15 protein-coding genes are annotated in these 13,637 nt (G+C 39.0%); 10 read left to right on the plus strand and 5 right to left on the minus strand.

The window, feature by feature from the left end:
* Nucleotides 1-88: 88 nt before the first annotated feature.
* Nucleotides 89-874 carry an esterase gene (gene yjfP / locus NQZ71_RS17495; protein ID WP_317011060.1) on the minus strand — a complete coding sequence of 262 codons (786 nt, stop codon included), beginning with the start codon at nucleotides 872-874 and terminating at the stop codon, nucleotides 89-91.
* A 301-nt stretch (nucleotides 875-1,175) separates the two neighbouring features.
* Between yjfP and NQZ71_RS17500 the strand changes: the two genes are divergently transcribed.
* The 3 genes from NQZ71_RS17500 (at nucleotide 1,176) to NQZ71_RS17510 (ending at nucleotide 2,535) form a co-directional block, all read left to right on the plus strand.
* Nucleotides 1,176-1,994, plus strand: coding sequence for a Cof-type HAD-IIB family hydrolase (locus NQZ71_RS17500; protein ID WP_275004382.1), 819 nt, complete (start codon nucleotides 1,176-1,178; stop codon nucleotides 1,992-1,994).
* A gap of 199 nt (nucleotides 1,995-2,193) precedes the next feature.
* Nucleotides 2,194-2,343 carry a hypothetical protein gene (locus NQZ71_RS17505; protein WP_164849564.1) on the plus strand — a complete coding sequence of 50 codons (150 nt, stop codon included), beginning with the start codon at nucleotides 2,194-2,196 and terminating at the stop codon, nucleotides 2,341-2,343.
* Nucleotides 2,344-2,535 (plus strand): DUF3813 domain-containing protein, encoded by a 192-nt coding sequence (locus tag NQZ71_RS17510; protein WP_127735995.1) that lies wholly within the window; start codon nucleotides 2,344-2,346, stop codon nucleotides 2,533-2,535.
* Nucleotides 2,536-2,575: 40 nt separating this feature from the next.
* On the opposite strand, the gene NQZ71_RS17515 is transcribed toward NQZ71_RS17510, so the two are convergent.
* Both NQZ71_RS17515 and NQZ71_RS17520 read right to left on the minus strand, forming a co-directional pair.
* On the minus strand, nucleotides 2,576-3,295 hold the full coding sequence (locus NQZ71_RS17515; protein ID WP_144452001.1) for a BsuPI-related putative proteinase inhibitor: 720 nt from the start codon (nucleotides 3,293-3,295) through the stop codon (nucleotides 2,576-2,578).
* Nucleotides 3,296-3,312: 17 nt separating this feature from the next.
* Entirely contained in the window at nucleotides 3,313-4,137 is an 825-nt protein-coding gene (locus tag NQZ71_RS17520) for a YitT family protein (RefSeq protein WP_260053565.1), read from the minus strand.
* Nucleotides 4,138-4,327: 190 nt separating this feature from the next.
* Between NQZ71_RS17520 and NQZ71_RS17525 the strand changes: the two genes are divergently transcribed.
* Both NQZ71_RS17525 and NQZ71_RS17530 read left to right on the plus strand, forming a co-directional pair.
* The gene (locus tag NQZ71_RS17525) at nucleotides 4,328-5,182 is read left to right on the plus strand and encodes a DegV family protein (RefSeq protein ID WP_144451999.1); all 855 of its coding nucleotides are present in this window, start codon (nucleotides 4,328-4,330) and stop codon (nucleotides 5,180-5,182) included.
* A gap of 111 nt (nucleotides 5,183-5,293) precedes the next feature.
* Nucleotides 5,294-5,425 (plus strand): DUF3941 domain-containing protein, encoded by a 132-nt coding sequence (locus tag NQZ71_RS17530; protein ID WP_127736007.1) that lies wholly within the window; start codon nucleotides 5,294-5,296, stop codon nucleotides 5,423-5,425.
* 30 nt (nucleotides 5,426-5,455) lie between these two features.
* Here the strand turns inward: NQZ71_RS17530 and NQZ71_RS17535 are convergent, their stop codons facing one another.
* Nucleotides 5,456-6,331, minus strand: a complete 876-nt coding sequence (locus tag NQZ71_RS17535) for a CvfB family protein (RefSeq protein WP_144451998.1) — start codon at nucleotides 6,329-6,331, stop codon at nucleotides 5,456-5,458.
* Nucleotides 6,332-6,470: 139 nt separating this feature from the next.
* Here NQZ71_RS17535 and NQZ71_RS17540 point away from each other — a divergent pair, with 139 nt between their 5' ends.
* From NQZ71_RS17540 to NQZ71_RS17560, 5 genes are all read left to right on the plus strand, one after another.
* Complete coding sequence (locus tag NQZ71_RS17540) at nucleotides 6,471-6,962, plus strand: YajQ family cyclic di-GMP-binding protein (protein ID WP_127736012.1); 492 nt, start codon at nucleotides 6,471-6,473, stop codon at nucleotides 6,960-6,962.
* Nucleotides 6,963-7,082: 120 nt separating this feature from the next.
* Nucleotides 7,083-7,955, plus strand: coding sequence for an SDR family oxidoreductase (locus tag NQZ71_RS17545; protein WP_317011061.1), 873 nt, complete (start codon nucleotides 7,083-7,085; stop codon nucleotides 7,953-7,955).
* 224 nt (nucleotides 7,956-8,179) lie between these two features.
* Nucleotides 8,180-9,583, plus strand: coding sequence for an L-cystine transporter (locus tag NQZ71_RS17550; RefSeq protein ID WP_260053563.1), 1,404 nt, complete (start codon nucleotides 8,180-8,182; stop codon nucleotides 9,581-9,583).
* 122 nt (nucleotides 9,584-9,705) lie between these two features.
* A complete protein-coding gene (locus tag NQZ71_RS17555) occupies nucleotides 9,706-11,466 on the plus strand; it encodes a glycoside hydrolase family 13 protein (protein ID WP_317011062.1) in 1,761 nt (586 codons plus the stop codon).
* Between the two features lie 121 nt (nucleotides 11,467-11,587).
* Complete coding sequence (locus tag NQZ71_RS17560; RefSeq protein ID WP_144451996.1) at nucleotides 11,588-12,490, plus strand: DMT family transporter; 903 nt, start codon at nucleotides 11,588-11,590, stop codon at nucleotides 12,488-12,490.
* 45 nt (nucleotides 12,491-12,535) lie between these two features.
* On the opposite strand, the gene NQZ71_RS17565 is transcribed toward NQZ71_RS17560, so the two are convergent.
* Complete coding sequence (locus NQZ71_RS17565) at nucleotides 12,536-13,621, minus strand: DNA alkylation repair protein (RefSeq protein WP_317011063.1); 1,086 nt, start codon at nucleotides 13,619-13,621, stop codon at nucleotides 12,536-12,538.
* Between the last annotated feature and the right edge of the window lie 16 nt (nucleotides 13,622-13,637).

The raw sequence follows: 13,637 nt of genomic DNA on the forward strand, positions 1-13,637 counted from the left end.
TCCTATATTGTTCCTTCTTATCATAACAGAGATGTACTCTAGATTAAAAGAATTCGATTAGGAAATATCAATAAATCAGGGAAATCACCTATAGGGCTTTATCTGCCTGCAGAAACTCTGTAAACCAGTCTATCGTTTTTAGCATCGCTTTTCTGCTTACTTTATGTCCTGTATTTTCTTCTGTTATATAAAATAGGTTCTCTGGTGTTTCTTCGTATAATGGCAGGATGGATTCATAAAACTGACGGGAATACTTATATGGAACAACTTCATCCTTTTTACCATGCCAAAACATCAATGGTCTGTTATCGAGCTTTTCAGGCTGTTTACTTAAATCAAGCTCTCTTAATTTTTGCAGCAGGTTATTGATTTCCGCTTCAGTAAGTGGCACATCATAGCCCCGTTCTTTCACTTCCTGAATGGTGTAATTGGCAAACTGCTCATAATAAGGCATTCCCATAAGACATACAGCAGTATTAATATATGGGTAACGGCTTAATGCTCCTAAAGTAACAATTCCTCCCATGCTTGTACCGACGAGGCCGATCCGGCCTATTTGAATAAGCTTCTTACTCTCAAAATAATTTTTGATAAGCTCAATTTCCTCAATTGTTTTTAGAACAATATCCCAAAACTGAAGATTCAGCTTCATTCCTGTAAGACCTGTGTCTCTTTCACCGTGATACATGGCATCAGGCAGGACAACCCGAAAGCCTTTTTCTGCTAAATTATAGGCAAAATGGAGATTATGCTCCTTTGCACTTGTGAAGCCATGAATAAATTGAATAAAAGGAAGGGGCTTATCAATATTTTCTAGTGCGACAATATGCAAAACAGGTACATCTTTTATATTTATTTTTTCGATAATAATCATTTATATGCCTCCCCTAGCTAGATTTTTTTGTAAATTTATTTTTGTTGAGTTAACATAATAGATAAGCGAGCAAGTATGCATGCTTATAATTTTATTTTTCAGCTATACAAGTTCTTCATAGAACCTTAACACTTGCCTATTACAATAAATGCATATATTGCATTGATGTACGATATGTATATAATAGCAATATTTAGTTTATCATGAAGTCTTTCTATTTACTAAGCATGTTACTTAAGAAGCTGGTGGTTATGACCATCAACTTTTTATAAATAATATTACTAAACGATAAGGAGAAATTATGACAGAAAAACATCTGATTGCTTTAGACCTTGATGGAACATTACTTAAAAACGATAAGACAATTTCCCCTTTAACAAAAAAAGTGATTGAAAAGGCAAAAGAAGCCGGTCATATTGTAATGATTGCAACTGGAAGACCTTATCGAGCAAGTGAAGCTATTTATAAAGAACTTAATTTAGATACACCTATTGTTAATTTTAACGGTGCTTTCATTCATCATCCCCGCTCACAGGAATGGGGAATATACCATTCCCCTTTAGACATTTCCACTGTAAAAGATATTGTGGAAGCATGCAGTGAATTTGACTACCATAATATAATTGCTGAAGTAATCGATGATGTGTATTTTCACTATCATGATGATAAATTGCTCGACATCTTTTCATTAGGAAATCCGAAAACAACAACAGGAAATCTAATGGAATTTTTGGAAGCATCACCAACATGCTTGCTCATCCATGCTGAGGAAAAGGATGTAGTACGCATTCGCAAGCATTTATCTGATGTTCACGCTGATTTAATTGATCACCGCCGCTGGGGAGACCCTTATCATATTATTGAAATTGTCAGGACAGGCCTAAGCAAGGCGATAGGTTTGCAAAAGGTTTCTGATTTTTATCATATCCCGCAAAAGAATATCATTGCTTTTGGTGATGAGGATAATGATTTTGAGATGATTGAATATGCAGGTGTTGGAGTTGCAATGGGCAATGGCTTGCAGGAGCTTAAATCACGAGCGAACCATATTACATTGACAAATGAACAGGATGGCATTGCCGTCTTCTTGAACGATTATTTAGATTTAAAGGCACTATGATAAAAAAAGAGTCGCGTTTTTGGCTCTTTTTTTTGGTTAACATTACCGCCTATTTAATCTGGGCAATGACCAATACTATTGAAAGAAGCAGTTTGCAGCTGTTTCCTTTTGAAAATGATCACACTGCCTTTAGCTCTAAAGGCAAATGGTTGTGCTTCGTCCATTTTACAAATATGACTTTGCGGAGGGATTACTTGCTATGGGAAAACGAAATAAATCAAAACGCTTTGTGCAGCAGGGTGTAGACTCAGTATCTAAGCATGATGAACGTATCCCTTATCATATGACATATGCAGAGGCCGAAAGCTATAAGATGGGCAACTCTAAGGACACTCACGGAGGAATATAAATGGGCAACCGATTATTTCAAGAAGCTAGACAAGCAGTAGAATTGGCAAAGATGTCTGATGGCCGTGATTCGGAAAGAATGATTGCCATCGCCAAAAATGCATTAAGCTCTGCCTATGCAAATACGACAAGTGCTGAACAAGAACAGCTGTCAGATTTGCAAAAGGAGCTTGAGCAGCTAGAAACCCGTTAATAAAAGTAAAACCAGCCCTCACTTTTGAGGGCTGTATCCTTTAAGAAGGGAATTTTTCAAGAATAACAGGATCACTTATTTTTCCGTCTTCATCCTGAAAATAAAGGATAAGTGTGCCATTCTTCGGTAAGCTTGCTTCTTTGATTACAAGCTTCAGCTTAAAGCTCCCATTTTCACCGACAACTACAGGTTGCTTAGAAATAATTTCCTCATGACCATCCTCGACTGTGTAGGTAAGAGTTGAATCGGCTTTACCTTCGATTGTATACATCCCTTTTTGCCCACTTGTTTTTATATCGGTAACCATATTCCTTTCTGGAACCGTTAAACTTGCCTTTGCTGTTACAAGATTTTTGCTATTTTTTCTGCCTAACAATGTTGCCTTAACAGTGTATTCCCCGCTTGGAACGAATTCACCATTACTTTTACGGTAATTCCATTTTTCCACCCATGTATGCGTGTCACCTGCTTTTAGCTTTAATTCCTGCAATGCCTGCAAGAATGACTTGTTTGCCGAGTAGCGGTAAACCTCTTTTCCACCTTTTTCTCTAATCGATATTTCATATTTTTGTGAGGAAGAGAAAACAAGCTTTAAATCCTTTTCAGATTTATTGGCAACAGTCATTGTAATTTCTGCATAGTCTTTTTTTGGTGCTGCAGTTATATTAAACTGCAAGTCATTTCCTTGGGCAAATGTGCTACCCTCACCAAAGGAAAATAACGCTATTACTAGTGCTGCTGCAAATATGGCTCGTAGCACAGTAGGGACGACCTCCTTTATTCTTTTCTGAAGAAGCCGAATATTTCTGTTGTTTGCACGATGTTAGTAAATGCTTGCGGGTCAACCTCTTTAATGGTCTTCTCCAAGTCATACAATTCATAGCGTGTAACAACAATCATCATCATATCCCTGTCTTCATTGGAAAAGGCTCCTTTTGCTGGAACCATTGTTATTCCTCTCACTAGCTTCTCATGAATTGCCAGTTTTAATTCATCAGATTTTTTTGTGACAATCATTGCAGTCAGCTTTTGGTGCCTTGTATGTATCGCATCAATTACCCTTGTCGAAGCATACAGCGTCACTAATGTATACAAGGCTTTTTCCCATCCGTAGAGATAGCCTGCAGTTATGATGATAATACTATTTAATGTAAAAAAGTAAGTTCCAACAGGCTTGTCCTGCATTCGCGAAAGAATCATTGCAACAATATCCATGCCTCCTGTTGAAGCACCAATCTTTAAAGTAATCCCAACACCAACAGCTGCAATAACACCGCCAAAAACAGCATTCAGCAATATATCATCTGAATAGGAATGAACCGGCAGAAGCTCCAGAAATAAAGACATAAATGCAACACTAAGGAAGCTGTAGCATGTAAATGATTTCCCTACCTTAATCCAGCCTAAAATGGCGATAGGTACATTCAGTAAAAACAGCAATATTCCTGTTGTAATTGGTGTAACACTTGCAATAAGCTGTGCTACACCAGCAAACCCGCTTGCATAAACATCAGCAGGTATTAAGAAAAAGTTCATAGCAACAGCGTTCAAAAGCGCCCCTATAATTACAACGACTAACTTTTTTGTTAAAGTCCAATACATACTAATCCCCCAGTACTATATTTGCTCCTAACCTATTAGGATTCATTGTTTTTTTGCATAAGATTTTATAAACTAATGGTATGCACCATTAAAACAAAACATATGTATACATACCAGCATTCAATATTACCATAATTTCCACTGCATGAAAGTCTTATATTGAAAAAAGACAGAAAGAAGTTGAAGAGATATGACATACAAAATTTTGGCGGACAGCGCTTGTGATCTGCCTCTCTCTTATTATGACGATAATGATGTCATTCTATTTCCATTGAAGGTAAATTTGGAAAACAAAGAGTATGAAGATTTAAAAACAATCAATCCCAGTGCCGTATATGAAGCGATTCGCAGAGGAGAAGTACCAAAAACCTCCCAGGTTTCGCCGTCTTTGTTTAAGGATGTCTTCACAGAAATGGCACAAAATGGGGAAAGCGGTATTTACGTGGCTTTTTCCTCCCAGCTTTCAGGTACATACCAAACAGCGCAAATGATTTATGAGCAAGTACTGGAGGAGTACCCTGAATTTCAGCTTTCCATTATTGACAGTAAATGTGCATCATTAGGTGCTGGCCTGGCTGTTCAGGAATGTGTCAAGCAACGGCAACTTGGTAATGACTTGGAAGAAGCAGTGAAGCAAGCACGCTTTGTATGTGAGCATATGGAGCATCTGTTTACAGTCGAAGATTTAGAGTACTTGGCTAAGGGCGGCCGTGTTTCCAAAGCGTCTGCTTTTGTTGGAGGCTTACTTCAAATTAAGCCGCTTCTTCATGTGGAGGACGGCAAGCTTGTTCCGTTGGAAAAAATCCGCGGCAAAAAGAAGCTTCTGCGCCGTATGCTTGATGTGATGGAGGAGCGCGGGGTTAGTCTTGATACACAGACAATCGCTATCAGCCATGCCGACGATTTAGTGACAGCAACTGAACTCAAAGAAGCCATTATGGAACGTTTCCATCCAATTGATGTGTATATTTCTTCGATCGGAGCAGCAGTTGGTTCCCATACTGGTGCAGGAACAATTGCCTTGTTCTTTCAAAACAGCAAGTAAAACAAATCAATCCAGCAGGGATGTATTTGCATACTAGCTGCTCCTTTCAGTCATACTATCTAATGTTCATGCAGATGAACATTAGTTTATGAATGGAGGAGTATAAAAACAATGTCAAATACTTCTGATGCTAATAAAAAACCAAATGATAATAATGCGCGCTTGGAGCACAAAAATGAGCTTCGAGAAAAAAACCGCAAACAAGGTAAACATCAATACAGCAAAAAAACAGATCACCTATAAGAAAGGAGCAGCCACAAAGGCTGCTCCTTTTTATTCGTCTTTCGTCTTTAAATGCGTCCAGCCATCTTCTTGGTAGACTTTATTTTCCTTCATTAACCTGCCAAGCGCTCTCTTGAATGAGCCTTTGCTCATACCAAATCTCTCTTGGATTTCCTCTGGCATGCTTTTATCAGTATATGGCATTTGGCCTTTTCTTTGTTCTAAATAGGCAAGCACTGTTTTTGAATCCTCATCAAGCGCTTCTTCTTTGCGAGGCAATAGCGAAACATTGATTGTTCCATCTTCCTTCACATCAATGATTCGGCCATTAACCTTTTCACCAAGGCGCGGCTCTATTTTACGCTCTGATTCATGAATGAAGCCTTTAAAGCCTTCAGCAGTATAAATCCAGCTGCCAACCTTTGCAGTCCGGTAAATATGCCCATGTATGTTTTTGTTATAGTCTGCTCGTGTAGCTTTAGTCGAAATGCTTTCAATGATAGGGTCTGTCGCAGGTTTTACATAAAGCAAATTATTGCGGTCTACCCTTAATGTAATATAAAGCAAATCTCCAATCTCTGGCCACACCTCTTCATGAACAGGTAAATCATCCTCGCCAAGAAGCATGTCTTTTTTCAAACCAATATCAAAAAAGCAGCCAAGCCCTTCTTTTATATCCGCTACCTTCACCCAATCATATTCTCCTACTGAAATGGATGGTATATTCGTGCTTGAGCATGCTCTTCCTTGGGAATCTGTATAAATAAACACACGAATCTCATCCCCAATTTCTAATTTCTGATCTGTTTCACTAAAATGAAGCAGAACGTCTTCTCCTTCTTCTTCTAGAGTCAGAAAATATCCAAATGATGCTTCCCTTGCGACCGTCAGTATTTCTACACGACCTATGTAATCTCTTAACGCCACGTTAATGTCCTCCTTGATTTTTTCATCTATCGTAAACTGATTTACACACTAAAGTTGTTACAACTGATTTATTTTACTATAATACAGACATAAAAGGAAATGGGGAAAAACCCCATCACTAACCAGGAGGTAATTAAATATGTCTAAAGAAAGCTCATTTGACATTGTTTCAAAGGTAGATTTGGCAGAGGTGTCTAATGCTGTACAAATCGCAATGAAGGAAATTCAGACACGCTATGATTTTAAAGGCAGCAAAAGTAATATTACATTAGAAAAGGAAGAGCTTGTGCTTCTGTCAGACGATGAATATAAGTTAGAGCAGCTTAAGGATGTACTAATCAGCAAAATGTTCAAGCGTAATATCCCTATTAAAAACTTAGATTATGGCAAGATTGAAGGCGCATCTGGTGGTACTGTCCGCCAACGTGCAAAACTGGTACAAGGTATTGACAGAGACAATGCAAAAATCATCAATACGCTTATTAAAAACAGCGGCTTGAAAATCAAAAGCCAACAGCAGGATGACCAAATCCGTGTAACCGCAAAAAGCCGTGATGATCTGCAAAAAATTATCGCAGCTGTTAAAGAAGCAAAACTTACAATCGACGTACAGTTTGTGAATTATAGATAATACATGCCTGGCCAATTTATTGGCCAGTTTTTTTGTATCTCCTGAATTTTCCATGTTTATCCTTGTCCATAAGGGAAAAATAGACAACAGATAACCAAAATGGAAAAGGAGTTGTTTTATATGAGTTCAAACAATCAACAGGAAAACAAAACGTTTCCCCCACAGCATCAAAACCAACAGCCAGGTATTGAAAGTGAAATGAATCCTTTACCAACAAGTGTTAGCCCTAATTATAAAGGCTCAGGCAAGCTTGCGGGTAAGACCGCCATCATAACTGGTGGTGACAGCGGCATCGGCCGTTCTGTTGCAATCTATTATGCAAAAGAAGGCGCTAATATCGCAATCGTGTACTTAAATGAACATGACGATGCTGAAAAAACGAAGGAATTAGTGGAAGCAGAAGGTGTCAAATGCATTACATTAGCAGGTGATGTCGGTGAAGAGGATTTTTGCCAAAAGGTTGTAGCCGAAACAATTAGTGCCTTCGGTTCCTTGAATGTACTAGTGAATAATGCGGCAGAGCAGCACCCTCAGGATAGCCTGCTGGACATCACTGCTACACAATTGGAAAGAACCTTCCGAACAAATATTTTCTCGATGTTCTTTTTGACAAAAGCTGCCCTTCCCCACTTAACTTCAGGTGACAGCATTATTAATACAACATCTATCACAGCCTATAAGGGGAATGAAACACTGCTTGATTATTCCTCAACAAAGGGTGCCATCACTTCCTTTACTCGCTCACTATCCCAATCCTTAGCGACACAAGGAATTCGAGTTAACGGTGTTGCACCAGGTCCTATTTGGACACCACTGATCCCATCAACCTTTGACAGTGAAAAGGTTTCCCAATTTGGCGCAGACACACCATTCGGCCGTGCTGGCCAGCCTAGTGAACTAGCACCAGCGTATGTGTATTTAGCAAGCGAGGATTCCACTTACGTCAGCGGTCAAATTATCCATGTTAACGGAGGATATGTCGTTAACGGGTAAAAAATTTTACAGCAAAAGCCGTCTATCGAATTAACTTTCGACAGGCGGCTTTTTTTATTGAACCTCTTCCTGCTTTTTTGTTTTGCTCTTTTAGACAAATTAACTAACTTTTTTCCGATAATTTATTTACTTTTATATATAACCATGTTATTGTACTAATTGTAATTCCAATTTAACCGATAGGGATTAAAGAAATTATACATATATAATAGGGGGAAACTACTTTGGACATATTTTTAACGGTTGTTAATATTGTCGTTTTATTAGTTTTACTTGGTGTTTTATACTATATGCAAAGAAAACACGTATCCTTCTCAAAACGTGTTTTTACAGGGCTAGGCCTTGGTGTTTTATTCGGAATCATTCTTCAATTAATTTATGAGCCAACATCTGATGTGGTTGTTCAATCAAATGATTGGTTCAGCCTGATTGGAAGCGGATATGTGAAGCTTCTGCAAATGATCGTTATGCCGCTAGTATTTATTTCTATAATTTCTGCTTTCACTCGCTTGAAAAAAGCCAGCAATATTGGAAAAATCAGTGGTTTAGTTATCGGAACATTATTAATAACTACTGCTATCTCAGCAGGAATCGGGATTGCTGCTGCAGTCGGATTTGATTTAAAAGCCATCGACATTACATCTGGTGATGCAGAAGCGCTTCGTGGTCAGCAGCTTGAGGAAACCTTAACAACAGTGGAAAGCACAACAATTCCACAAAAGGTGCTTGAATTCCTGCCAGCAAATCCATTCTCAGACTTGACTGGAGCCCGCCCTACTTCCACTATCGCAGTCGTAATCTTTGCGGCATTTGTTGGAGTAGCCTTACTTGGTATTAAACGTAAAAATCCAGAGCAAGCTGCGTTCTTCGAAAAAATCGTTGATTCTGTTTACACGGTTATCATGCGTATCGTTACATTAGTATTGCGCTTGACTCCATATGGAATTCTTGCATTAATGGCAAAAACAATGGCAGGCAGCAACCTTGATGCCATCGTAAAATTAGGTAAGTTTGTTATCGCCTCTTATGTGGCACTTATTGCAATGTTTATTGTTCATTTAATCATTCTTGCTGCTCTGAAATTAAGTCCAGCTAAATATGTGAAGAAGGTACTTCCTGTCCTTTCATTCGCATTTACATCACGTACTAGTGCAGGAACATTGCCATTGAACATTGATGCACAAAAATCTAAATTAGGTGTTTCTGAAGCAATCGCAAACTTCTCTGCTTCATTCGGTGTATCAATCGGCCAAAACGGCTGTGCAGGTATCTATCCTGCAATGGTAGCTGTTATGATCGCACCAACTATTGGGATTGATCCATTGTCACCGAGCTTTATTATTTCCTTGATCCTTGTTGTAATGCTTAGCTCATTTGGAGTTGCAGGTGTTGGTGGTGGAGCAACATTCGCTACATTGATTGTTCTGTCCACACTTAACATGCCTGTTGCACTAGCTGGATTATTAATCTCTGTTGAACCATTAATCGACATGGGCCGTACTGCCTTGAACGTCAGCGGTTCCATGGTATCTGGTGTTGTTGCAAGTAAAGCATTAGGTGAACTAGACAAAGACACTTACAACAAAGATATTGACCTAAATTCTCCTTCTAGCAGCACTGCTGTATAATGAAACATTAAACCAGGCATTCATTTAATGCCTGGTTTTTTTTGTCTTCTTTTCCTTATAGGTTTTCATCAAATTGGCTACACTGGTGACAAATAACTTGTAAGAAAAAGGAGAGTAGGATAATGATTGATTTGGCCTCCATCTATCATCGGACAGGAGATAATTATTGCTATCTTTATCAAGATGATATTTTCCACATTCGTATTCGGACAAAAAAAGGAAACGTGCAGGCCATCACTTTACTATATGGTGACCAATATGACTTTGCTGGACACAGATGGCAAACCTTCTTTCTCGACATGCAAAGAACAGGCTCCGACAAGCTGCATGATTATTGGCAAGCCTCCATTAAAGATAAACAAAAACGGTTGCGCTACGGCTTTATCATTAAACAGGGAGATGAGCAAATTACCTTTACAGAAAAAGGCTTCTTTCCATTTATTCCTGAAGACCCTGGGTATTATTTTTGTTTCCCTTATATCCATAAAACAGAATTATTTAAACCGCCAAGCTGGGTGAAAGAAACAATTTGGTATCAAATATTTCCTGAACGCTTCCGTAATGGCGATCCTGACAGAAATCCGCAGGAAACTGCTGTTTGGGGGCAGGATGAACCAGCCATTTCCAACTATTTCGGCGGGGATTTGCAAGGTATTATCAACTCTTTAGATTATCTGCAAGACTTAGGAATTACAGGCATTTACTTAACACCAATCTTCAACGCTAATTCCAATCATAAATATAATACAATTGACTATTTGCAAATCGACCCCCACTTCGGAGACATCAGCCTCTTAAAACAACTTGTCCATGAATGCCATAACAGAGGTATTCGTGTAATGCTGGATGCTGTTTTCAACCATTGCGGCTATCTGTTTCCTCCTTTTCAGGATGTGTTGGAAAAAGGAGAGCAATCTGCATATAAAGACTGGTTTCATGTTCATCAATTTCCTTTGAAGGAAGGCTCTGCTTTCCATTACGAGACATTCGGCTTCTATGAGGATATGCCAAAGCTAAATACTGCGAACGAAGCCGTTAAAGAATATTTATTAAATGTTGCTGAATTTTGGATTAGGGAATGTGATATCGACGGCTGGCGGCTCGATGTTGCCAATGAGGTTGACCATGCCTTTTGGCGGGAGTTTCGCTCTCGTGTTAAAGCAATAAAACCAGATTGCTTTATATTAGGAGAGGTTTGGCATGACTCGATGCCATGGCTTCGGGGAGAGCAATTTGATTCCGTTATGAATTATCCTTTTCTCTCGAAATCCCTGCAATTTTTTGCTTATGATATGATCCAAGCGAAGGATTTCGTAGAAGATATGACTTCCATTATTCAAGCATATCCAGACAATGTGAATGAGGTCCTCTTTAATATTATCGGCAGCCATGATACACCAAGAGTCTTCCAGGAAACTGGATTTAGGCTAAAAAAGATAAAAATGCTATTTACCTTTTTATTTACTTTTCCTGGGACTCCCTGCATATACTATGGAGATGAAATCGGACTTGACGGCGGGAGTGATCCTGGCTGCAGAAAGTGCATGGTATGGGACAGCGAAAAACAAAACCTAGAATTAAAGGATTACATAAAAAAACTAATCGAAATACGGAAATCCACTTCTTTGCTCTCAGGCAGCTCTAGTTTCTATTTTCTGAAAGAGCTTGAAAATTGTATTGCTTATTATCACAGGAAAGAAAATGAGATAATGATGACGGTCATAAATAATAACAATCATGATGTGAGCTACCCTCTTCCTTTCCCGCTGAAAGGAAAAAAGTTAACCATGCCTTTGACCTGTCAGGAGTATGCTGCTGAATCCCATGATTTAACCGTAAATCTAGGAGCATACGAAAGTATCCTCCTCCATTTTTCTGTATAGCAGGATGTAAGGAAAGCCCCTCCTTTCATCCTGCTTCTTCATTATCTTGGAAAAAAAATCTTGTTTAACACTTATAATAGTACTATCATTTACTATTATAATCTCACTAAGGAGGACTTTTGTGGAACAGACTAATGGATCTAAATCGATTGCCATCCCATTGGCAATTTCAATAATAGCAATCTCCTTTTCTGCTATTTTCGTTAAATGGTCAGATGCTCCAGCAACGATATTAAGCATGTACCGTATGTGGCTTGCAGGAATACTGATGCTTCCAATGGTCTACATAAACAGAAAGGAATTTAAGAAGCTTTCAAAAAAAGACTGGCTGTTTCTCCTGTTTTCCGGAGCCTTTCTAGCGCTTCATTTTGCTTTATGGTTCGGTTCCTTAAAGCTAACAACTGTTGCAAGCTCGACCATTATTTTGGCTCTTCAGCCGCTAGTATCATTGTTAGGCGGATTTCTCCTTTATAAAGAGAGAACTACTTCAGCTGCCATTATGACGATGGGAATTGCCATCATTGGAGCAATGATGATCGGTTGGGGCGATATTGGGTTAAGCAAAGCAAGCTTACTTGGCGACCTTCTATCCTTTCTAAGCGTAATAGCTGTTGTCGGCTATTTGCTGATTGGACAGTCCATTGTAAAAAAGGTTTCCCATTGGGTATATACATCCAGCGTTTTTTTAATTGCCGCAATACTGTTGACTATTTTCAATTTAATTACAAGTGAGGCTTTAACAGGCTACCCACCAAAGGAATGGGGCATTTTCCTGCTGCTTGCGATTGTTCCATCACTTAGTCATGTTATCAATAACTGGCTGTTAAACTATGTGAATGCTACAACTATTTCTATGAGTATTTTAGGAGAACCAGTTGGAGCAACAATTCTTGCTGTTCTTCTTTTGAATGAAAGACTAACAGGCTCGCAAATTGCTGGTGGAGTCTTAGTACTAGCAGGCGTATTTTACTTTCTGCTTCAGCAGCAAAAACCAAAGTCCGTCCAACAAGAAAAAATTGTCTAATAGAAAAGCCAAGCATGAAAAAACTGGAGAGAGACTCCAGTTTTTTTATGCTTGAACAAGGTCAAACTCAAGCGCTGCCTTTTCTGCTCCATTCACAATAATCGTTATTCGATGAACACCTGGGTAGTGCTTTCTTGTTGTCAAATCCTTGAAGGATTGTTTTTTTGTAAAGACCTTCTTCATAACACCCTTCCATTCCATTTCGGAAAGATGAAATACTTTTCGACTTTGCTTGCCATTAGCTTTCACATAATCTATCGCATACTCTACTCTCACCTTATGTGGTACTTCCAATTCTGATGTTAAACTGAAAGAGAATTCTATACTCTCCTCTATTAAAAGCCTTTCAGGAGTAATCCTAAAGTTAGAAACTGTCAGATTGTCATTATTCTCAAATCCGAAAATCTGCAGAACACGAGGATCGCCCTTTTTCAGCAGTGATCTGCAAGCATGCTTGATAATCCAGTTTGTCTTCTGATTTTCTCCATACCAGCTTTCGGCAATTTCCACAGCCAAATCTGGATTAATCCTGGAAATATCATTAAGATTATTGGCGACGCTTTTTCTCACATATAATGATTCATCTTCCTTCATCTTTTCTAAAATCACGAGAACAGGCGCAGGTTCCTTTTTCAATGCAGGTACTGACAAGCCCCATGGCAGCCTCGGCCGACAGCCTTCACTTGCGAGTCTGCGGATATGCTCATTTTCACTACTAGCCCATACTTCCATCTGAGCAAGCATTTTCGACTGGTCTTTTATTAGAAACGGCCGTACAGCAAACTCTGAGGTAGAGAACTGTGTGAAATAAGCAAGAGTCTCAATCGAAAGCTCCCAATCCTCCAGCCCGTATTGCTCCACAAAATCTGGGAATACTATTCCTCCAAGTCCGGTAAATGATGGTGCACATTGTCTTAAAATAGTAATGGCTTGACCATAATCCTGCGGCAGAACAGGCGCAAGGGATAATGTAATCTGACGCATTCTTTCCTTTAACGCTAACTCCTCCCACTCTGTTTCAAACAAACTGCTGCGAAACCTTTCCTTATCAAATGCCGGATAATGTTGTGTGAACACATCCTCCAGCTTCGTAATAAACGCCAAATCATAAATGTTTTTTAATGGCTCCATATAGACCTCTTATCCC

Source organism: Niallia taxi, assembly GCF_032818155.1.
GTDB lineage: Bacteria > Bacillota > Bacilli > Bacillales > Cytobacillaceae > Niallia > Niallia taxi_A.